This window comes from Arthrobacter sp. ISL-72 (genome assembly GCF_018613755.1).
In the GTDB taxonomy this organism is placed as follows: domain Bacteria; phylum Actinomycetota; class Actinomycetes; order Actinomycetales; family Micrococcaceae; genus Arthrobacter.
The window spans coordinates 32,141-52,940 of record NZ_JAGGPP010000003.1 but is presented as its reverse complement, the minus strand read 5'-3'; the positions used below and the strand labels follow the sequence as shown (position 1 = coordinate 52,940).

20 protein-coding genes are annotated in these 20,800 nt (G+C 67.6%); 7 read left to right on the top strand and 13 right to left on the bottom strand.

Annotated elements, in window-relative coordinates; all coding sequences use genetic code 11:
* Positions 1–16 precede the first annotated feature (16 nt).
* From rfaE2 to J7I92_RS02235, 10 genes are all read right to left on the bottom strand, one after another.
* Positions 17–1,666, bottom strand: a complete 1,650-nt coding sequence (gene rfaE2, locus J7I92_RS02280; protein ID WP_214836796.1) for a D-glycero-beta-D-manno-heptose 1-phosphate adenylyltransferase — start codon at positions 1,664–1,666, stop codon at positions 17–19.
* The gene (locus J7I92_RS02275) at positions 1,663–3,096 is read right to left on the bottom strand and encodes an aldehyde dehydrogenase (RefSeq protein WP_214836793.1); all 1,434 of its coding nucleotides are present in this window, start codon (positions 3,094–3,096) and stop codon (positions 1,663–1,665) included. Before J7I92_RS02275 ends, rfaE2 begins: the two co-directional genes overlap by 4 nt.
* Positions 3,097–3,275: 179 nt before the next feature.
* On the bottom strand, positions 3,276–3,992 hold the full coding sequence (locus J7I92_RS02270) for an SDR family oxidoreductase (RefSeq protein ID WP_214836790.1): 717 nt from the start codon (positions 3,990–3,992) through the stop codon (positions 3,276–3,278).
* A 107-nt stretch (positions 3,993–4,099) separates the two neighbouring features.
* A complete protein-coding gene (locus tag J7I92_RS02265; RefSeq protein WP_214836787.1) occupies positions 4,100–5,539 on the bottom strand; it encodes a PfkB family carbohydrate kinase in 1,440 nt (479 codons plus the stop codon).
* Positions 5,536–6,249: an SIS domain-containing protein gene (locus tag J7I92_RS02260; RefSeq protein ID WP_214836784.1), complete on the bottom strand. Its 714-nt coding sequence runs from the start codon at positions 6,247–6,249 to the stop codon at positions 5,536–5,538. Before J7I92_RS02260 ends, J7I92_RS02265 begins: the two co-directional genes overlap by 4 nt.
* Positions 6,246–7,499: a glycosyltransferase gene (locus J7I92_RS02255; RefSeq protein WP_214836782.1), complete on the bottom strand. Its 1,254-nt coding sequence runs from the start codon at positions 7,497–7,499 to the stop codon at positions 6,246–6,248. The genes J7I92_RS02260 and J7I92_RS02255 overlap by 4 nt, the downstream gene beginning before the upstream one ends.
* Positions 7,496–8,512 carry a glycosyltransferase gene (locus J7I92_RS02250; RefSeq protein ID WP_214836779.1) on the bottom strand — a complete coding sequence of 339 codons (1,017 nt, stop codon included), beginning with the start codon at positions 8,510–8,512 and terminating at the stop codon, positions 7,496–7,498. Before J7I92_RS02250 ends, J7I92_RS02255 begins: the two co-directional genes overlap by 4 nt.
* Positions 8,509–9,585 (bottom strand): glycosyltransferase family 9 protein, encoded by a 1,077-nt coding sequence (locus J7I92_RS02245; RefSeq protein WP_214836776.1) that lies wholly within the window; start codon positions 9,583–9,585, stop codon positions 8,509–8,511. Before J7I92_RS02245 ends, J7I92_RS02250 begins: the two co-directional genes overlap by 4 nt.
* Entirely contained in the window at positions 9,582–10,136 is a 555-nt protein-coding gene (locus J7I92_RS02240; RefSeq protein WP_214836773.1) for an HAD-IIIA family hydrolase, read from the bottom strand. Before J7I92_RS02240 ends, J7I92_RS02245 begins: the two co-directional genes overlap by 4 nt.
* A 156-nt stretch (positions 10,137–10,292) precedes the next feature.
* Positions 10,293–11,189: a sigma-70 family RNA polymerase sigma factor gene (locus J7I92_RS02235; protein WP_214836770.1), complete on the bottom strand. Its 897-nt coding sequence runs from the start codon at positions 11,187–11,189 to the stop codon at positions 10,293–10,295.
* Positions 11,190–11,389: 200 nt separating this feature from the next.
* On the opposite strand from J7I92_RS02235, the gene J7I92_RS02230 reads away from it, so the two are divergent.
* From J7I92_RS02230 to J7I92_RS02200, 7 genes are all read left to right on the top strand, one after another.
* A complete protein-coding gene (locus J7I92_RS02230; protein WP_214836767.1) occupies positions 11,390–12,433 on the top strand; it encodes an NAD-dependent epimerase/dehydratase family protein in 1,044 nt (347 codons plus the stop codon).
* Positions 12,434–12,617: 184 nt separating this feature from the next.
* Positions 12,618–13,574: a hypothetical protein gene (locus J7I92_RS02225; RefSeq protein ID WP_214836764.1), complete on the top strand. Its 957-nt coding sequence runs from the start codon at positions 12,618–12,620 to the stop codon at positions 13,572–13,574.
* Positions 13,571–13,993 (top strand): phage holin family protein, encoded by a 423-nt coding sequence (locus J7I92_RS02220; RefSeq protein ID WP_214836761.1) that lies wholly within the window; start codon positions 13,571–13,573, stop codon positions 13,991–13,993. Before J7I92_RS02225 ends, J7I92_RS02220 begins: the two co-directional genes overlap by 4 nt.
* A 33-nt stretch (positions 13,994–14,026) precedes the next feature.
* Entirely contained in the window at positions 14,027–14,647 is a 621-nt protein-coding gene (locus J7I92_RS02215; RefSeq protein ID WP_214836758.1) for a DUF3618 domain-containing protein, read from the top strand.
* 76 nt (positions 14,648–14,723) lie between these two features.
* Positions 14,724–15,956 (top strand): YihY/virulence factor BrkB family protein, encoded by a 1,233-nt coding sequence (locus tag J7I92_RS02210; protein ID WP_214836755.1) that lies wholly within the window; start codon positions 14,724–14,726, stop codon positions 15,954–15,956.
* Positions 15,957–16,083: 127 nt separating this feature from the next.
* Positions 16,084–16,929 (top strand): universal stress protein, encoded by an 846-nt coding sequence (locus J7I92_RS02205; protein WP_214836752.1) that lies wholly within the window; start codon positions 16,084–16,086, stop codon positions 16,927–16,929.
* A gap of 31 nt (positions 16,930–16,960) precedes the next feature.
* Positions 16,961–17,962: a zinc-dependent alcohol dehydrogenase family protein gene (locus J7I92_RS02200; RefSeq protein ID WP_214836749.1), complete on the top strand. Its 1,002-nt coding sequence runs from the start codon at positions 16,961–16,963 to the stop codon at positions 17,960–17,962.
* Here the strand turns inward: J7I92_RS02200 and J7I92_RS02195 are convergent.
* The 3 genes from J7I92_RS02195 to J7I92_RS02185 form a co-directional block, all read right to left on the bottom strand.
* The gene (locus J7I92_RS02195) at positions 17,931–18,158 is read right to left on the bottom strand and encodes a hypothetical protein (RefSeq protein WP_214836745.1); all 228 of its coding nucleotides are present in this window, start codon (positions 18,156–18,158) and stop codon (positions 17,931–17,933) included. The two genes, J7I92_RS02200 and J7I92_RS02195, sit on opposite strands and share 32 nt — an antisense overlap.
* A 357-nt stretch (positions 18,159–18,515) precedes the next feature.
* Positions 18,516–20,195 carry an HNH endonuclease signature motif containing protein gene (locus J7I92_RS02190; RefSeq protein WP_214836742.1) on the bottom strand — a complete coding sequence of 560 codons (1,680 nt, stop codon included), beginning with the start codon at positions 20,193–20,195 and terminating at the stop codon, positions 18,516–18,518.
* 115 nt (positions 20,196–20,310) lie between these two features.
* Complete coding sequence (locus J7I92_RS02185; RefSeq protein WP_214836739.1) at positions 20,311–20,790, bottom strand: Dps family protein; 480 nt, start codon at positions 20,788–20,790, stop codon at positions 20,311–20,313.
* Positions 20,791–20,800 lie beyond the last annotated feature (10 nt).

Genomic DNA, 20,800 nt, shown 5'->3' with positions numbered 1-20,800 from the left:
TGCTCATGCATCAACCCTAAGTGACCGGCGCCCCACCGAACGCGGCGCCCTCACCATTGCGGATCCGCTTGACGACGGCGGTGGTGGACAGGTCCGCCACATAGTCCAGGATGCTGACCTGGCCGCCGCAGCGCTCGACGGCTTCGGTTTCTGCCAGCATCTCCGGCGTATAGTCCCCGCCTTTTGCATAGATATCGGGGCGGAGCTTCTCAATCAGCGGGATGGGCGTGGGGGTGTCGAACACCGTCACGTAGTCCACACAGCTGAGCGCGGCGATCACCGCAGCCCGGTCCGCGACGGTGTTGATCGGTCGGCCGGGCCCCTTCAGCCGGCGCACCGACTCGTCACTGTTCAGTGCCACCACCAGGATGTCGCCGAGCTGCTTGGCCTGGTTGAGATAGCGGGTGTGGCCCCGGTGCAGCACATCAAAGCAGCCGTTGGTCAGAACGATCCGCCGCCCCTCGGCGCGGTCGCCCTGGATGTGCCGGGCCAGTTCATCGGCGCTGAGGGCGGTATCGGCGAAGCTCGCCAGGTACCGCGTGAGGTCCGCTGAACTGCAGACGGATGTTCCGGCGTGATGGACGACGACGTCGGCAGCCGCCTGCGCCAGGTCCAGGCTGGTGGTCAGCGGCAAAGTGCATGCCCGCGCCAGCGTCAGTGCAGCCACGAAGGTGTCCCCCGCGCCGGAGGCCTGTTTCTCGGTTGCCGGCCGTGCCCAGGTCCGGTGGGCATCACCGGTGGCAGGCAGCAGCACGGTTCCGTCCCGGTCCAGCGTGACCACCACGGCGCGGGCGGCGGTGGCTTCGGCGAGTTCTTTCCGGTGCTCGGCGAGGAAAGCAGCACGGTCCCCGCCCGCCGGCAACGCAACACCCAGGATTCTGGCCGCTTCCAGCGCATTCGGGGTGGCCAGATCCGGCTGCAGGGCCGCCCATCCACGCGGATCGTGGGCGTCCACCACAGTGATCGGGCCCCCGCGCCGTCCTGCCAGCGCAGTCTTCAGGGCCTCCCCCACCGGTCCGGCCAGGGCACCGGTGCCGTAGTCGCACACCACCACGGCGTCCTGTCCCTCCAGGGCGGAGGGGAGGGTAAGGGCGAGCGCCGCGAGGGCATCCTTCGGCACCTTCCGCACCACGTCGTCGAACCGCAGCAGCACCTGGCCGGCACTGCTGATGCGGGTCTTGGTGGTGGTCACCATGTCCGGGTGCTCGTGCAGGTGGCTGACATTCACGCCCGCGGCGCGAAGCTGCCGCCGCAGTTCCTTCCCGGCATCATCGCAGCCCACCACGCCGGCGATGCGGACCCGGGCACCCAGCGCGGCCAGGTTCATGGCGGTATTCGCGGCACCGCCCGGCGCGAAGGCACGGCTGGTGATGTCCACCACCGGTGCCGGCGCCTCCCGGCAGAGCCTCTCGATGGAGCCGTTCCACCAGCCGTCAAGCATGACATCGCCGACGACGGTTACTGACGGCGCGACGGCGGCCAGCCGCCCGGGCAGCCAGTCGGCCAGGCCGCGCTGATCAGCCAGCGGAGCCTGGTCTGCGGACGGAGCTTGGTCAGGCGCGGGAGCCTGGTCATGCGCAGCCGGGTTAGGCGCGGAAACCTGGTCAGGCGCGGGGGCCTGGTCGGCCGGCGGAGCCTGGTCACCCGGCTCGGCGGCGGGGCTCATGCCGCGCCACCCGCGGTTGTGCCGCCTGCGTTTGTGCCCGCCGGCGGAGCGGCGATATGGACGACCTTGACCCGGGTGAATTCGTCCAGGAGCTCAGGCCCGTAGCCAAAACCATGGCCGCTATCGCCCCGTGGCTGGGCTGCGCCGCCGGGCGCTCCGCCAAACACCTCATTGATTTTCACCGTACCTACCGGGAGCGCGGCAATTGCCTGCTGGGCGTGCGCGATGCTGCCCGTCAATACCGTTGCCGCAAGGCCGTACCGGCCCTTCGCGGCAAGTCTCAGACCTTCGTCAAAGCTGTCCACCACCTGCACGGGTGCCACCGGTCCGAAAGTTTCCTCGGTCATGATTGCCATCTCCGCCGTGCAGTCAAGCAGGACCGTGGCCGGATAAAACGCACCCGGTCCTGACGGGACCGCTCCGCCCTCCACTGCGCGTGCACCTGACTCCAGGGCTTCCTCCACCTGGCGATGGACTGCATCCCGCATGCGGACATCCACCAACGGCGCCAGGCTGCCGTCCCGGTTGCGGCGCCGGGCAGCCTTCTCCAAGGCCGCGCAGAAAGGCTCCGCGATGGCTTGATGCACGTAGATCCGCTCCACGGCAGTGCAGATCTGTCCGCTGTTGCTGAAGGCCCCGATAACCGCCTGTTCCGCGGCCCAGACAGGGTCCACATCTTCGTCGACCAGCAGCGGGTCGTTACCGCCGTTTTCCCGGATGACGTGAGCCCCGGTCAGGTTCGAAGCCCTGGAGATCCGGGCGCCGGCCTCGCTTGACCCGACGTGCGCCACGACATCCACCCCGGCCTGCTCTGTCAGCAAGGCGCCCACACCGGAACCGCCGGTGAGGGTAATCAGCACATCGGGCGGGAAGGCTGCCGCCACAACGTCCCCAAGCATGGCACCCAGGTGCGGACACCGTTCGCTGGGCTTGTGCACCACCGTATTTCCAGTGACCAGGGCGGCACCGATGAGGCCGCAGGTAACAGCTACCGGGTCGTTCCATGGCGTGAGCACAACTGCCACTCCACGGGGCTCGGCGACGGTGTAATCGGACGCAAGGGGATGGCCGCGGAGGCTGTGTCCGCGGTGGAGCGGGCCCAGTTCGGCGTACTGTTCCAGCGTGGAAATCCCTGCGGCTATCCCCTCCTTGGCCTCGGCCACGGGACGCCCGGTCTCCCGGCTGTTCAGCTCGGCCAGCGCCGACGCGGCTCCTTCCAGGGCTCTGGCCGCGGCGCGAAGAGCTGCCCCGCGCTCAGCCGGGGGCGTCGCTGCCCACAGCTGAAGGGCCGCCCGTGAGGCATTCACTGCCCGCCGGATCGCCAAGGGTTCAGCTTCCGGCAGGGAACCCACCTCCTCACCGGTGCGGGGGTCGCGGATCAATATCACTTCCTTGTCACGGTCATGGACACGGTGAACGATCGCAGACATGGGAACTCCTTCCAAAGACGGCCGCGGCGCTGACAGCACCTGCCGCCTATAACGGGCAGGCTGCGCCGAGGCCTCCTATGACGATTTTCATACCCCCGCGGAGGCAGGCTTACACACTTCCTGCCGATGATTTTCAGGGGGCTGGTCCGGGGCAGGACGGTTGGATTTGCTCAGGCTGCCTAAGGCCACGACCCTTCGTCCTCATGGCAGATCAGCATCTCGCGGACCTCGCACCCCGGGGGCTGGGACAACGCGAAGAGGATGGCGTTGGCCACGTTTGCGGGGTCATTTAAGCGGGAATTGTCCTGCGGCTTGTATTGCTCGGCCCGGTCGTCGAAGAACCGGGTCTTCATCCCGCCCGGAATCATGGTGGTCACGCCGATCTCGCCACCGGTTTCCGCGGCCAAGGCGTGGCTGAACCCCACCACACCGAACTTGGAGGCGCAGTAGGCCGACGCCTCAGGCAGCGCCCGCTTCCCCAGCGTCGAGGCGACCGTGACCACCCTTCCCCTGGACTCCTTCAGATAGGGCAGGGCGGCGCGGACAACCGACACGGTGCCGAACAGGTTCACGAACACCACCTTTTCCCAGTCTTCGGCCGGGACGTCCTCCAGCTTGCCGCAGCGGTCGATTCCGGCAGCCGTCACCACGGCGTCCAGCCCGCCCAGCGTCTCCGCCGCCTGCTGCACGGCCCGGGCGACTGCTTCGCGGTCCGCAACGTCCACTTCGAAGGCTTTTGCGGCCGAGACGTTCCGGATGTCCCGGTCCAGCACCACGGGCGTACCGCCCGCCCTCAGCACCGCATCGACGACGGCGGCGCCAAGCCCGGATCCGCCTCCGGTGACCAGCACGCGGCCGGGAGTGTAGGGACCTGCAGGGAAAGTTTGTTCAGTCATAGTGTTCCTCTCGTGGATGATCGGGGATCTTGTAAGTGCTACGGCTTGAAGCGCCGGTCAGCCGCCCCATCAACGTCAGCTGACCGGCCCGTCAACTGACCGGCCCGTCAACTGACGCGGGACAGCGCCGCCGCAAGGTCGGTGGTGGACCGCGCCGGGTGGTACGGCACCGTGGTGCACCGGCCGCCCCAGCTCTCCACCAGGGCAGTTTCGGGCAGCTCCGTGACGTCGTAGTCCCCGCCCTTCACCCAGATGTCGGGGCGGAGCGCGTTCAGGCAGGCCTCCGGGGTGTCCTCGTCAAACACCAGCACCGCGTCGACGAATTCGAGGGCAAGGAGCAGCTCGGTACGGTCCTCCTGGTTGATGATGGGCCGCTCCGGGCCCTTGATCCGCCGCACTGAATCGTCGGAATTCAAGCACACCACCAGGCACTCGCCCAGGCTCCGCGCCGTGGCCAGGGCCCGTGCGTGGCCGGCATGGAGCAGATCGAAGCAGCCCCCGGTGGCCACCACGATCCCGCCGGCCTCACGGACGTTGCGGGCCAGGGCAAGGGCGTCGGTGTCGTGCCCGCGGAGTTTGACCGGCTGCGGTTCGTCGCCCATGGTCGACACCCCGCCATTGCGCAGGAAGGAGGCAGCTTCCCGGACAGCCAGAACTGCGGCAACGTCCGGGGTGTGGCCCTCGAACAGGTGCACGGCGAGGCTTGCCGCCAGCCGGTCTCCGGCCCCGCAGGGGTCGGTTACGGTGGTCTGTGGCGCCGGAATGGGCAGGGGCGCCGCGCCGTCGTCCTGCACCAGGATGGCCCCCTGGCTGCCCATGGTGACCATCACTGCCTTGCTCCGCCACCCTTCCCGAAGGGTAGTGGCCAGCTGTTCGGCAGCGTCGGCGCCGCGGCCGCCAGCCGGTCCCGACGCCGCCTGTCCGGCGGCCGGGGATTCCTGCCCGGTGGCCGGCGGTTCCTGACCGACGGCCAAACGGCCCGCCATGCTTCGGGCCTCCGTGAAGTTGGGCGTCACGACGGACACGCCGGGAACGGGTTCTGTTCCGGCCGGGTGGGGATCCCAGATGATGGGGATGCGCGGGGCCAGCGCCGCCAGGGCTGCCCTGAGTTCCCTGTTGGCGGTGAGCCCGCGGCCGTAGTCGGCAACAACTACCGCGGCGGCCCGTTGCAGTGCGTGCAGCATTGCCCGGGTCACCTCGGGAACGGGGGGCCGTTCGCACCCCTCGTCGAACCGGACCACGGGGTGGCTTTCAGCGCGGACCCTCGTCTTGACGGGTGTGGGCGCCCCGGAGGATCCCGCCACCACCGTGATGCCGTCCAATGCCCGCTCCAGGTGTCGCGCCGAGTCGTCGTCGGACAGGACGGTCACCAGGGTGACATTGTGCCCGTCCCCGGCCAGCATTCGGGCTACGAGCCCGGCGCCTCCGGCCCGGCGGCGGACAGCGGAAACGTCAACCACCGGGACCGGGGCGTCGGGGCAGAGCCGGGTGGCCTCACCGTCAATATCGACGTCCAGCAGGACGTCGCCGACCACTACGATCTTCATGGCAGCCCGCCTTCAGGAGCTGCAGTCCTTCCGCGCCTGGCCACTTCGGCATCGAACGCCCGGCAGACCGCATGCAGTGCAATCAGGTGGCCCTCCTGGGCATTGGCTGAGAGGGCGTCGATGGCCACGGCTTCATCGCACCTCTCGGCGAGGGGGTTCGGGGCAGGTCCGGTGAGGGCCCAGGTGGTGACATTCAGCCGCCTGGCCGCGTCAACAGCCCGCAGGAGGTTGGGACTTTTCCCGCTCGTTGAGAGCAGCATGAGCACGTCACCGGAGCGGCCGTGGGCCCGGACCTGCCGCGCGAAAAGCTCATCGAAGCCGTAATCGTTGGCGATGGCCGTCACGGCGGAAGTTTCCGCGTGCAGTGAGATGGCCGAGAACGGCACCCGTTCGCCGTCGAACCTTCCCACGAGTTCCGCCGTGAGGTGCTGGGCCTCCGCAGCGGAACCGCCGTTGCCGGCGGCAAGGAGCCGTTGCCCCCGCAGCAGCCGGCGGGCCAGCTCCTCGCCCCAGGCCGCGAGATGGTACGACTGCCGGCTGAGCGACTGGAGCGCCGGGAGCACGTTGTCCAAGTGCGCCTGGACGGCGTGCACAGAGTCCGGTCGCGTGGGATCTCCGGGCAGGCCGGGCATCGCCGGTGCCTCGGTGCCCGCAAGAAGCGGCAGCAATGCCGGCAGTTCGTCGGTGCGAAGCGGCCATTCGGTAGTCATAGTGCTGCTCCTTCCATCGGTTCCAGCAGGGTGCCCGCGCTTCCCGCGAGGGTCAGTTGGTAGGCCTTTTCCGTTTCTGCCGCTACGCGTTCCCAGGAGAACCGTGTGCGGGCCCGTTGCTGGCCGGCCCGCCCCAGTTCAGCGCGGAGGTCCGGATCAGCAAGGAGTTCCGCCACGGCCGCGGCGATCGCCGACGGATCCTGCGGCGGCACCAGAAGCCCGGTGCCACGGTCCACCACGCTGTCCGTCAGTCCGCCGACGGCGGCAGCCACCACCGGAACGCCGCACGCCATGGCCTCCAGCGGGACAATGCCGAACGGTTCGTACCAAGGGGCGCACACCACGGCATCGGCGCTGCGCAGGATCCCCGCCATGTCCTCCCTTGGCACCTGCCCCCGGAGGGTCACCTGGTTCTCCACGCCGAGTTCGCGGGCGAGTTCCGACAGCCGCCGCGCCTCCGGGTCAGCTCCCGTGACGGCGGCATCGCCCCCGCCACCCACAATCAGGAGTTCGACGTCGTCGAACCCCGCCTCGCGGAGCAGCGGCAACGCCCGGATGACGAGGTCCACTCCCTTGCGCGGAACGAGCCTGCCCACGGAAAGGATCCGGTGGGCGCGGGGACGCGGCGCCGGCGCACCCAACGCGGCAAACAGCTGCAGGTCCACCCCGCACGGGGCGATCGACACCTTGGCCGGATCGATTCCCATAGCCTTCAGCTCAAAGACTTCGTCCGAGCACGTGGCGATGATGCGGTCGACGGACCGGCCCACCGCCGGTTCAAGCCACCGGCGCTGCGAAGGGCTGGTGTCTTCGCTACCTTGGTGCCGGCGTTTGACCGTGCCCAGCGCGTGGAACGTCTGCACCACCGGCACCCTTGCTCCGCCGGGCCTCCGGCCGGCGTCCAGGGCGGCGAGCCCGGACATCCAGAAATGCGCATGCACCAGGTCGGGCGGCCTGGCTCCCCAGTCGTCTGCTATCCCTTCGGCCAGCCGGTCCATGTACGGCAGAAGCGCGTCCTTGGGTACGTGGCTTGCCGGGCCGGCATCTATATGGACCACTTTCAGCCGGGGCCGGATCAGGACTTCCCGGGGAAGCTCAGGGTCATCCCTCCTGGTGTAAACGGTGACATCATGGCCGCGCCGGGCCAAGGCAATGGACAGTGCTGCGACGTGGACGTTCTGGCCCCCCGCATCCACCCCGCCGAGTGCAGCCAGGGGGCTTGCATGTTCAGAAACCATGGAGATCCTCACGGGAGCTTCCTTTCTCGCGCCGGGATTAGGACTTGTGCTGTGCGGAAACGCCGGGAGCGCACATCATCCAACAGGGCGTCCCAGGCGTCGAGGAAGCGCCCCAGGCCATAACGCTCCAAGGCAACCTCGCGGGCAATCCTGCCGCGTTCCTTGGCCTCCTCCGGATCCCGGACCAGGCGCTCCGCCTCGCGGACCAGCGCATCAACGTCAGTTGAAATCGCCCCGGCAGCGGGCGGGACGGCGCGGGCTGCTTCCGTGGTGGCCAGCGCCACTACGGGCATGCCCAGATGCATGGCTTCCAGCAGCGCCAGTCCCAGGGAGGTCCAGCGGAGTGGATGGATGTATACGCGGCAGCGGGCCAGTTCGCTGTGCAGCCTGGCTGTGGGAAGGTCGCCGCCGACTGTGAGCCGGGAGGGCGGCAGTCCCGAGTAGCCGGGAAGTTCTTCCCCGCCCATGCCAAAAACGCGCAGCGGCGCGGCGTCGGCAAAGCGCGGGAGCAGGTCGGTGCCGGTGACCCTCCCCCGCCGCACGGGTTCGTTGACCACTACGCCCAGCTCCGGCAGCTCTCCGGTGTACAGGTAGCCGGGGTCGTGGATGCCGTGCTCGATCACCACAGTGGGAGCCGTCCCGCAGTCCCAGAAAAGCTGGTTGAAGTGCGTGACGTGGACCACCGGTATCTCCTGCTGGTCAGCGAGCGGATGCCGGGAGAAGGGAACATCGCCCTTGGGCGTGTTGTGCTCAACGAAGACTGCGGGCAGGTCAGCCCCGGGCCGCCGTCCGGTGGCCCGGGCAACTTCGGTGATTTCCTCGGGGCGCTGGAGCACGACGGCGTCGATGCTGTCCGGGTCCAGTGTTTCCAGGGCAACCTCCCGGACCGCGTGCGGCCAGTCCCGGCCGGCCCGGCCCAGCCCCCAGGGCCCTCCTCCCGGGGCCACGGGCAGGAGATATTCGTGCGGTCCCCGGACAAAACCATCAGTCCAGGCACCGTGGGCATGCCAGAGCAAAATCCTCATTTGTGCCGCACCTTCCGTCGGGTGGACAGCGAAGTCACTCCGCTGATGAGCCGTTCCACCGCGTCCACCACCTGCTCGGGAGACACGGACGCCAGGCAAGGATGCCCCGGTATCGGACATTCCCTGGCCCGGCTCAGTTTGCAGGGCGCGTTCTGGTCGCCCAGGAGTTCCAGCGGCACACCGTAAGGCGCCCACCTGATGGCGGGAACCACCGGGGAGAAGAGGCAGGCCACCGGGGTGCCCACTGCGGCGGCCAGGTGGGCCGGCCCGGTATTGCCGGTCACCACAGCACTGGCACCGGCGATGACTCCGGACAGGGTGCGGAGGTCGGTCCGGCCGCCGAGGTCCAGGGCTGAGGGGCCGGCCACGGTGGCGGTCAGTGTCGTTTCGTCCGGCCCGCCGGTCACCACCACCCGGTGGCCCGCGCCCTCGAGGAGCTCCACGGCCGCGGCATGGTGCAGCGGCGGCCACGCCCGGGAAGGTGCCGACGAACCGGGATGTACCACGATGTACGGCCCCTCCCCCACGAGTTCGCGGACGTCGGGCGGCTCGCTGACCCTCAGCCGCCCGTCGTCACCGGGCGGCAGGGTGAACCCTGCCGCCCGCGCGATGCCCAGCGCCCGCTCGGCTTCCGGCTGGTCCTCGGGGAAGTCCTCGCCGGGCCGGAGCCGGACGTCCAGCAGCGACCCTGCATAGTCAGTGGATGCCCCGGCGATGTAACGCACTCCTGCCAGCCGAAGCAGCAGTGCCAGCGGGAGGGGTGACTGGTGGAAGGAGGTGAGGATGACCGCTTCGGTGATCCTCGAGTTGCGGATGAAGGCAACCAGCCGGTCCAGGTTCTCCGCAGTAACGGGCGGGGGCGGATTGACGATCCAAGGGCACTGCCAGCTGTAGACCTCGGAGATCCCGGGCAGCAGCGAAGCGGCAGCGTTGCCCTGCGGCCCGCAGAGGAACACAACGTCGTTGGCGGGACCGCCGCCGGCCCTGCGGCCGTTGGCTACGGCCCTTACGGCGGGACCGGCCAGCAGGACGTCCCCCACGCTGTCCAGCCGGGCCACCAGCACCCGCGTCACGGACGGCTCCCCACCGGAGCCATGCCCAGCAGGAGTCCCACAGCAGACACCAGGTCCGCCGCGTACTCCCGGGCCGCGGCCACCTCGGCTCTCCTGGTCTCCGGCGTGGGCACCAGGATCCCGCGCGCCCCGGCGGCTTCGGCGGCTTCCATGTCGCTGCCGATGTCCCCGATATAGGCCGCTTCTTGAGGTTCGACCCGGAGACGGCGGCAGGCGCTGAGGATCATTCCGGGGGCCGGTTTGCGGCAACTGCAGCCGTCCTCCTCGCCGTGGGGGCAGACTTCCCAGACATCAAAGGGGCCCAGGACGGCATCGATGCGGGCATTGACGCGGTCCACCTGGCCGCGCGACAACAGGCCGCGGGCTATCCCGGACTGGTTGCTGACCACGCCGGTGGCAATGCCGCGTGCGCGGAGTTCCTGCAGCATTTCCCGGGCCCTGGGCACGGGTGCCACCAGGTCGGGGTCGCCGTTGTAGGGGACGTCATGGACCAGGGTGCCATCCCGGTCGAAGAGCACCGCCTTGGGTATTCGAAAACTGAAACTTCCCATATTCACCTTGTTCCCCCTAGAAGGCCGGATCAAACAGCCAGTTCAGGCTTGCGTGGAATAGTCGCCCGGAGCGGCGGTCTTGCGGGCACGGAAGGACGACGGCGGGAGCCGTGTTGGGTCATTGAGTTAGCGGGACTTTCCGGTGAACAGCAGGTGCTATGTCCTGTTCGGACCGCTTGTCCTCTTCGGCTCCGCGGATGTGCGGGCCGCCGTCCGTGCGCCCGGGCTCGGTTGAGTGCAGTCCGCTGCTGCCGCGCCATCCTGCAGTAACTCCTGCAGCCGCACCAGGACCCGGGACAGGCGCCGCGAAATCTGCATCTGGGAGACGCCGAACCGCCGGCCCAGCTCGGCCTGGCTTTCCTCACAGAAATAGCGCCGGTAGAGCAGTTCCTGGTCCTCGCTGCTGAGCACGTGGATCGCCTGGTTGAGGCAGATGAGCTCCTCCAGCCGGTCCAGCGGATTGTCCTGGAGCGCGGCAGCGTGGGCGAATGGGGACTCGTGCCTGCGTGGCTCAAAAGTGTCGGTTTCGACGGCGTCCAAGGACTCCGGGCGCATGCTGGCGGCCGCGGCCATCGCCTCCCTTACCTCCGACGCCGGCACGTCCAGCTCAATGGCCAGCTCTCCGGCGGTGGGCGGATGGCCCAGCGCCTGCGTCAACGCCTGCTCGGAGCGCAGCACCTCGGTGCGCAGGTCCTGGATCCGGCGAGGCGGCCTGATCATCCAGCAGCGGTCGCGGAGATGCCGCTTAAGCTCGCCGGTGATGGTGGGCGCCGCGTACGCCGCAAAGCTGGTTCCCCGGCCGGCGTCGAAGCCCTGTGCGGCCTTCACGAGGCCTAGGTACGCAACCTGGTTGAGGTCCTCGCGGTCCCGGCCGCGGGCTTGAAAGCGTGCGGCCAAGGCTTCCGCCAGATTGAGGTGGTCGAGTACGAGGTGGCTTTCGAAGGCTCGCCGGATCTGGCCGGCATGCCGCCGAGGTGCCGGCGGCCCATGCAGTTCAGGAGGGCTGTCCGCTTCAGGGTGGCTGATGAGGAGCGTTTGCTGGAATTGCGCCATGATGGTTCGTTCCTTTGTATTTCGGAGCGGCCAGAAGCCCGTGGCAAGACTTAGAAGAAGAAAACCATAAGGTTGCTTATTGCACAATGGCCGGTAGCGTTGGGAGCGACCCCCAAAGAGGCACCGGACGGCCGTCGACCCGGGTCCGGCTGGCTTTCCGGATTAACGGATTTCCGGCTTAACGGAAAGGATGGTCAGCCATGCGGATAGCAATTGTGGGTGCCAGTGGAAATGCGGGGACCGCCCTGCTGCGGCGCCTCCAGCAACAGCGGGAGGAACGCCCCGGCTGGCTCGAACTTGTGGGCATAGGCAGGCGGTCGCCGGACTCCTCTGCCCCGCCGTACATCGGCGTCGAATGGCATTCGCTGAACATCGAAGATGACGACGACGGCGGGCTGCTGCGCGCTGCCTTCTCCCGCGTTGACGCCGTGGTCCATTTGGCGTGGCTGATCCAGCCGAACCGACACCTGGACGTGCTGCACCGGACAAACGTCACCGGGACGGCGAACGTCCTCCGGGCAGCCAAAGAAGCGGGCGTTAGCCACATCGTGTGCGCTTCCTCTGTTGGTGCCTATAAAAGCTCCGGCAAAGACGTACGCAGGAGCGAAGACTGGCCGGCCACCGGGATTCCGGAATCGCATTACAGCAGGCACAAGGCCGAACAGGAAGAGCTCCTGGACCGGTTCGCCGCTGAAAATCCGGACATCGTCGTCTCACGGCTGCGGCCCGCACTCATCTTCCAGGCTGAAGCAGGCAGCGAAGTCGGCCTTTATTTTCTCGGCCGCCTTCTCCCGAAGCTCGTGCCGGGCCGCCTGACGCTGCCAATCATGCCGGTCCCCCCGGACCTTGCCTTCCAGGCGGTCCATGCCGACGACGTCGCCGACGCCTACTGGAGGGTGATCGAACGCCGGGCCCCGGGCGCTTTCAACATCGCGGCGGAACCCGTCGTTACCGCCTTGGAGGTGGCGAAGATTGTCCATGCAAAGCGCTGGCTTCCCGTTCCGTTCTCCCTGCTGCGCGCTGCGGCGGACCTGAGCTGGCGGCTTCGCCTGCAGCCCACGGATGCCGGGTGGATTGCCATGGCGCAGGGTGCTCCGATCATGGACACGACCCGCGCCAGGGATGTACTCGGGTGGGAGCCGCGGACTTCCTCGCTGGATGCCATCCGGGAAGTGATCGAAGGGCTGGGCAAGGGTCGGGGGAGGACAGCTTCGCCGCCGTTGAAACCGCGCGCCACGTCGTAAGCGGGAAAACCGGCCGGGAAATTTTGGCCGCGGAAAACCCTTGTCCTGCATGACTTTTCAGCATCATTCCCAACTGATTTGCCAAGGGTACTTACCATTCGATAGTAATCATGCTTACTATCTTAAGGCCAGTAATTGCTGGTTCTTGATCAGCAGCCGACCTTCTTGGAAAGAGAGAGCGAAGATGACAGAGAACCAATGGCCGCAGAGCGGGAGCTTCGGCACCACTGGGGTCACAAAGCAAACGGCCGATCCGGCTGCGCCGGGAACAGATGCCGACTACCCTGCAGCCCCTTACGGCGCAGCGGAGGGCACACCGTCGAAGACTGATGCGGCCAAAAATGAGGCAGGGGAAGTGACCCGCCAGGCTACGGACTCAGCCCAGCAGGTTGCCCAAACCGCCAAGGCCGAGGCAGCCAACGTTGCCGGCGAGGTCAAGGCCAATGCCAAGGACCTGTTGTACCAAGCCAAGTCGGACCTCACGGACCAGGCCGGCACGCAGCAGCAAAAAGTGGCCCAGGGCCTTCATTCAATCTCGGGTGAACTCCGCACCATGGCGAACGCTTCGGATCAGCCCGGGGTGGCCAGCGACCTGATCCGCCAGGCAGCAGACCGGTCCGCTTCCGTGGCTTCCTGGCTCGAAGGCCGGGACCCGGGTTCCCTGCTCAACGAGGTGAAGTCCTTCGCCCGGCAGCGTCCCGGCACCTTCCTGTTGCTGGCAGCCGGAGCCGGGATCCTGGCTGGCCGGCTCACCCGCAGCCTCAGCGCAGGGGCACCGGAATCGACCACCGCTTCCTACAGCGGAGGGGCAGGCACATACCGGCCCGCCGCCGGAACGGCTGTTCCGCCGCCCCCTGTTGACCTGCCGGGACCGGGCGTTACCACCGCAGGCCTGACAGGGACCGGGATGACGGGGGCCGGAGTGGGCGCCGGGGGTGACTACGCAGGCGCCGGGGCCGGCTCGGACGGCTTCGTGGAGGAGACCTATCCGCCGAACCCCCTGACGGATGACGGAACCCAGCGGGACCAGTGGTCGGATGACCCCCTGGCCGGCGACCGCATTCCTGAATCCCCGCTCACGGGGGACCGGCCGGAAGACGACCCGTACCGCGATGATCCCCTCCGTGGGGGGCAGCGATGAGCAGCCAGTTACCTGAGACGCCTCCGACAGAGGCGCACGCCAAGGCCGACGCAACGTCGCTGGGCGACCTGCTCGGCGACGTCACCCGGGACATCTCCACACTGATGCGCCAGGAAGTGGAACTCGCCAAGGCGGAACTGAAGCAGTCAGCCTCCCGGGCCGGGAAGGGCACCGGGATGCTGGCCGGGGCCGGCGTCGCCGGCCACTTCGTCCTCCTCTTCCTCTCCCTTGCCCTCTGGTGGGCGCTGGGAACGCTGATGGGGCTGGGATGGTCCGCCGTCGTCGTGGCCGTGATCTGGGGCATTATTGCCGCCGTCCTGGCAGCAGTTGGCCGCAAACAGCTCAACGCGATCAAGGGCATGCCGCAGACCGCCGAGACGCTTCAGGAAATACCGCCCACCCTCAAACCCAGCCACTAGACCCCAGGTACAAGAGAGCTCGAGGTACACACGATGAGTGAAAACCCGGATGCCATCCGCGCCGATATCGAAGCAACCCGTACACGGCTCGGCACCAATGTCGACGCCGTGGCGGACAAAGTTACCCCGTCGAACATCGTCCATCGCCAGACTGACAAGGTCAAAGAATCTGTGAAGGACGCCGTGTTCGGAGTGAAGGAGAAAGTCATGGGAGCAGCCGAGCACACCGGCGACCGCGTGCATTACGCGACCCACTCCGGAACCGCTGGTGCCGGCGGTCCCCTGTCCGACGCCGGAGCGGCGATCGGCGACGCACCCCGCCAGGTCCGTTCGAAGACGCAGGGCAATCCGATGGCCGCAGGGCTGATCGCATTCGGCGCCGGGATGCTGCTGTCGTCCCTGATCCCGGCAAGCGAGAAGGAGCGTGAGGCTGCGGACACACTCAAGACCAAGGCCGAGCCGCTCACCCACGAACTGACCGAGGCCGCCAAGGATATGGCCGAAGGCCTGAAGGCACCCGCGCAGGAAGCCATGGAAAACGTGAAGGCCACTGCGGCGGATGCCACCGAGCACGTCAAGGGCGAGGGCCAGACCGCCGTGGAAGACGTGAAGTACCGCGCCGCCGACGCCAAGGACAACGTCCAGCGCTCGTAACAGCACCGGTTCCTTTAGCCGGCCTGCCCCTGCTTGGGGGGCAGGCCGGCTCCCGGCAGATTTGAGGATGGTTTCCATGGCCAAGAAGCCCGCCACCGAGAACGGCAACCCAGCGAAAACCGATGCTGAAACAGAAGAGAGCAGCACTGCCAAGGCACGCAAGGCGCCTGCTCCCGACGATTCGCGCAAACCGGACAGCCCCACCGATGTCGCCAAACCATCGTGGAAGTACATCGCGAAGAAAACTTTCCGCGAATTCACGACCGACCAGTGCCCGGACCTGGCAGCGGCACTGACGTACTACGCAGTCCTCTCCCTCTTCCCGGCGCTCCTCGCCCTCGTGTCGCTGCTGGGTATCTTCGGGCAGGCCGAGAAGACCACCACTGCTCTCCTGGAAATCGTCCAGGGCTTCGCTCCGGCTGAAACCGTGGAAGCGGTTCGGCAGCCGATCCAGGAACTCGCCAGTTCCTCCGCAGCCGGCCTCACGCTCGTCATCGGTATCCTCACCGCCCTCTGGTCCGCTTCCGGCTATGTGGGCGCGTTTTCCCGGGCCATGAACCGCATCTATGAAGTGGACGAAGGCCGTGGGTTCGTCAAACTCCGTGGCGCCGTCCTCGGCGTCACGGTCGTCAACCTGCTGATCGTCGTCGTCCTGGCAGTCATGCTCGTCCTCACCGGGCCGGTGGCGGAGTCGGTCGGCAATGCAATCGGCTTGGGCGGCACCTTCCTGACCGTCTGGAACATCCTTAAGTGGCCTGTCATGGTGGTGCTCGTTGTGGTGGCGATCGCCATCCTCTACTACGCCACTCCCAATGTGAAGCAGCCCAAGTTCCGCTGGATGAGCCTGGGATCCCTTATCGCCCTGGTGATCTTCCTGCTTGCTTCCTTGGCTTTCGGGTTCTACGTAGCCAACTTCAGCAGCTACAACGAGACCTACGGTGCCATCGGCGGCGTCATCATCTCGCTGCTGTGGCTCTGGATCCTGAACATGTCGCTGCTGTTCGGCGCAGAGTTCGACGCCGAGATGGAACGCGGCCGGCAGCTTCAGGCCGGCATTGAGGCGGAGGAGACCCTCCAGCTGCCCCCGCGCGGCACGAAGAAAAGCGACAAACTCCAGGTCCGGGAAGAAGAGGACGTCCGGCATGGACGCGACCTGCGTGAACGCTATGACCGCCAGCGCCGCGAGAAGGAACGCACGGAAGGTTGGTCCCGTGAAAGCGGGCGCGGGGACAGCAAGGGCGGGGCCAGTGAACGTGGAGCTAGCGAACGCGGGGCTAGTGAACGGGGCGGGCGGGACAAAGGCCGCTGAGGCTACTCATGCGGGACCAAAGCCCCTAGTGTGAACGGTGGGCCGGGTCTCTACTTGGTGGACGCGCCACCGGTACCGGTTTGTATCGGGACCGGTGGCTCCGGCCTAACCAGGGAGGGGAGGTTCCATGCCGGCTTCAGCAGGAAAACAGACCGGCCCGGTGGCGGTGGGCTACGACGGGTCCGAGCCGTCGCAATTGGCCGTCCGCTGGGCCGCAGGGCATGCAGCCGCCACCCACCGGAAACTGAAGGTCATCCATGCGTGGGTGTGGCCGGTGTTCACCAAGAAACTTGGCCCCGTCAAAGGGGTCGAAGGCAGCGGGCTGCGCCATGCTGCCGAGGCAACCCTGCAGGAAGGCCTGGACCTCGCCCGGTCAGTTGCTGACGAACTAGGCAGCACGCTGGAGATTGAAGGCGTCATCCGAACCGGACTTCCCGCCCAGGCCCTCCGGGCGGCGGCCGAAGGCGGGAGCATCCTCGCCATAGGGCACCGTGGGATGGGCCGGCTCCTCGGCCAGCTCGTGGGCTCTGCCTGCCTCGACCTGGCCGTTCATGCACCCTGTCCCCTGATGGTGGTGCGTTATCCGGGCCGGCAGGGCCAGCCCATTGCGGCGGGAATCGACGACAAGCCCACCCAGGGGAAGGTCGTTGCGGATGCGGCCGCGTTGGCTGCGGAGTTGAATGTACCGCTGCAGCTGATCCATGTGGCCCGGGACCCGCACCACGGGCGCCACGCTCCGCTCCACGGCAAAGAGCTCCTGGACCAGGCCGTGGAACTGGCCCGGAGCCTGGTCCCGGACGTCCCGGTGGAGGGCGTCCTGCTGGAGGACCACCCCGTGTCCAAGGAACTCCTGGCTGCCGCGGCCCAGGCCCAGGTTCTGGTCCTCGGGGCCCATCACCGGGAAGGCCACCCGGGGAGCACGGTGTCGTCCGCGCTGGAGCGCGCACTGTGCAACGTGCTGATCACCAGGTAATGGTCCCGGGTTAGCAGCGAGGAAGTGTGCCGTGCGTGCTTGGTGGGTCGGGCGGCCGGGTCCCATAGCGGGACATCCGCTAGTGTTCGGCGAACGCCGGGATCCCCGCCCCGGGCAGGGTGAGGTCCTGCTTTCCGTACGGGTCTGCGGAGTGTGCCGCACCGACCTCCATCTGGCCGAAGGCGACCTCCCGCGCCGCCGGCCCGGCATCATCCCTGGCCATGAAGTGGTGGGGGAAGTGGTGGAGCTCGGTGAGGGTGCCGCCAGGTTCAGGCTGGGCGAACGGGTGGGTGTGGCCTGGCTCGGCAACACCTGCCGGCGCTGCCGGTTCTGCCTCCGTTCCCAGGAGAACCTGTGCCTGTCCCCCACGTTCACGGGCTGGGACCGCGACGGCGGGTACGCGGACCGCATAACGGTTAACGAGGACTATGCCTACCGGATTCCGGATGTCTTTTCGGACGAGCAGGCCGCACCGCTGCTCTGCGCAGGCATCATCGGCTACCGTGCGTTGCGCCGGGCCCAGATTCCGGACGGCGGCCGGCTCGGCATCTACGGCTTCGGCGGCTCCGCCCACCTGGCCGCCCAGGTGGCCGTCTATCGCGGAGCCAGCGTGTACGTCATGACCCGCTCAAAGGAGGCCCGCCGCCTCGCCCTGGATCTAGGGGCGGCGTTCGCAGGGGACGCCGACGACGAACCTCCTGTACCGCTGGATTCGGCCATCATCTTTGCCCCGGCAGGCTGGCTCGTGCCGCAGGCGCTACGCGCCCTGGAGCGGGGCGGCACGTTGGCCGTGGCAGGCATCCATCTAAGCGATATTCCGCCGCTGCATTACGGGTCCGAGCTCTTCCAGGAACGCCAGCTGCGCAGTGTCACGGCCAATACCCGGGCCGACGGCGAGGAGTTCCTCCGCGTGGCAGCGGAGATCCCGCTGCGCCCCACCACGGTCCCTTACCGGATGGAAGCGGCAGGCCAGGCGCTGCAGGACCTCGCGGCGGACCGCATCACCGGTGCGGCCGTTCTGCACATGACCTGACCTGGCGGCTGCCGCCGGCCCATGTCAAAATCCAACGCGCCGGGGTGATGCGCAGGCCGGCAAAGCTCCGCTGGACCACGTCAATGGATCCCGCCATCGCGCCCAGGTGTATGCCTTGCACGCCGGACACTGCGTCCTCGATGACTGCGGCGCGGGCCGGTTCCACACGGAGCTCCCGCGCGGTGTGGACGAACATGGCGGGGTCCGGTTTTCCCGCCAGCCCTTGCTGCGCGGAAGGTTGCCGTCAACGATGAGGTCGAAGGCGTCCTCGATCCCGGCGGCCTGCAGGACAGGCCGGGCATTGCGGCTGGAGGTTGCCAACGCGACCGGGACTTGTCCGGCCCTGAGCCGCTCCAGAAGCGATAGTGTCCCAGGGAAAACCGGCACCGGCCGCGACGCCAGGACCTGCTCAAAGATCTGGTTCTTCGCTTGCCCAGGCCGTATAAGGTCCAGTCCGACGGCGGGTCGGAGGGCTCCCCCGGCCGTAGCGTGACGCCCCGAGCGGATAAAAATGTAGTCACACCGTCCTCCCGGGTGCGCCAGCGCTTCCTGGTCAGCATCTGAAGTATCTGTTTCGTTGTGGTTTTTGGCGCGGGTCGATGTGGGGCGGCGGGATGAACCACGGGATGCCGGTTTTGACTTGGATGGTCCACTGTTCTTTGTGGATGAGGTGGTGGTGATGGGAGCAGAGCAGGGTGCCGTTCTCGGTGCTGGTGGCGCCATTGTGTGACCAGTAGGTGATGTGGTGGGCTTCGCACCAGGGGGCGGGGATGGTGCAGGCGGGGAAGGCGCAGCCCTGGTCTCGGGCGGTGATGGCTTTGCGGATGTGCGGCGGGAAGACCCTGGTGGTGCGGCCGATGTCCAGGACGCGGCCTTCGCTGCCGAGCAGGACCGGGATGATGTCTGCGTCGCAGGCGATCTTGCGGACCGTGGCGGCGGTGACCGGGCCGGTGAACGTGAACGTTCCGGTGCCGGGAATGCCAGGGTTGTCGAGGGGGCCGGTGCCGCTTTGATCTTCGGTGGCGTGTTCGAGGTGGTTCAGGAGGTCGCGGTAATCGATGGTGGCCATGACCTGCGGGCGGAGTCCTCCCGCGGCCGGGAGTTTTCCGCTGGCCAGGGCCGCTTTGCAGCCGCTGACCAGGCCGTCGAGGCGCCGCTGCGGGAGGGTGCGCAGGTCCAGCTCCGGATCAGGTGTCCCGGCACCGTCCTTGAAGGATTCATCCAGGCTCGCCGGCTCCCTGCCGCCATCGCCGCCAGCGTTGTTCTCACTGGCTTCGCCGGGGCGGGTGCGGGGGTTGGTGGCGGTGTTCATGACGGTCAGGAGGTGTTCGTACTGGTCCGGGGTCGCGAAGATCTCCACATGATGTAGCCCGCGGCGGGCCCGGCGGATGAACGCACCCTGGCGGTGGCGGAGTTCCTCCTCGGACGGCTCGGTCCCGTCCTGGTCGATCGCGTCAATCCAGCGCCGGGCCATGCGGGAGAGGAAGTCCGCGTGGTCCTCGGCCGCGGTGCTGACCAGGGCGTGCTCCATCAGGACAGTGGTTTCCTCCGGCGCGTGGTGCCGGACCTGGTCCAACGCGAGGGTGATGATCGTCGCGGCGCGGGAGCCGACGGTCCCGACGGCGAGGGCGCAACCGAGTTCGGGCCGTTCCGGCGGTTCCTCGTGGCCGGTGAAACCGGTGCGGGGCAGCACCGCCCCGGCGAGGGCGATCCGCCGCCGGGCCTCACCGGCGCTGATCCGCAGCCGGGAGCGCAGGACTTCGGCGGCGTTCCGGCACCCGTCATCCGCCGGATTTGGCGCTCCTTGGTTCTGCCGTAAGGAGTTGGGAGCGTCGCCCTCGGGGCTTTCGAAGTCCGTCCCCTCAGCATCCCAGCCCGTGGTCCAGCCGACCGCCGTACCTGAACTGCCCGCCGCCACCGCCTGACGACGGGTCCGGTCCACAGCCCCGGCCGCGACCACCTGCAGGAACTCCAAAGATCTGGAGATCTCCTCCACCCCCGCGGCGAAATCAACAGCCTCACCGAAACTGAACAGCGCAGCGTCCGCCACCGCCGTCGAACCCGCGTTCCTCAGCAGCTCAAGGCACCGGAACAGAACACCGGAACCACCGCCGTTGCACGCCAAGTCTGTGGGGCGAACTTCGTCAGCGACGCGGCCCAGGCCGCGGGCAGATACGGGCGATCCCGCCCACTGCAACGACCCTACTGCTGCAAGTTCCCCCATGGCTTCCATGGGACAACTCTGCCTCGAGGCTCTGACAATATTGCCTCCGGCTCAGGCGGCGGACGACGGACGAAGGATAAATGCCAAGATCGTCCCCGGATCTGTTCTCCCGCCGAGGCTAACTTCAGCCCTCCGCCGGCGCCGTGACGGAAGCTGCAGGGGTCATAGTCTCGGCGTTCACCATCCAGGCCAGCTGCTCCAAGCGCATAATTCCTGCGTGAAGCAGGTCGGCACTGGTGGGATCTTCCTCGTCCACTTCGTCGTGGACGTCCCGCATGGTCTTCACAGTGCGCTCCAGCCGGGCCGTAATCAGCTTCACGGCGTCCTTAGTGGAGGTGAGTCCTTCGGGGAACTGTTCCAGCCTGGTGTCCGAGGAGACTGTGGCGCTCCGGCCGTCCGGAAGCGCGTGCAGGGCGCGCATGCGTTCAGCCGTCTCGTCCGCGAACAGCCGGACGCTGGTGACGATTTCGTCGAGTTGCAGGTGGAGGTCGCGGAAGTTGGTTCCCACGATATTCCAGTGTGCCTGCTTGCCCTGGACGTGCAGCTCGATCAGGTCGGTGAGAACCATCTGGAGATTGCTGGCAAGGGTTGGTGAAGCCTTCATTTCTTCCTCC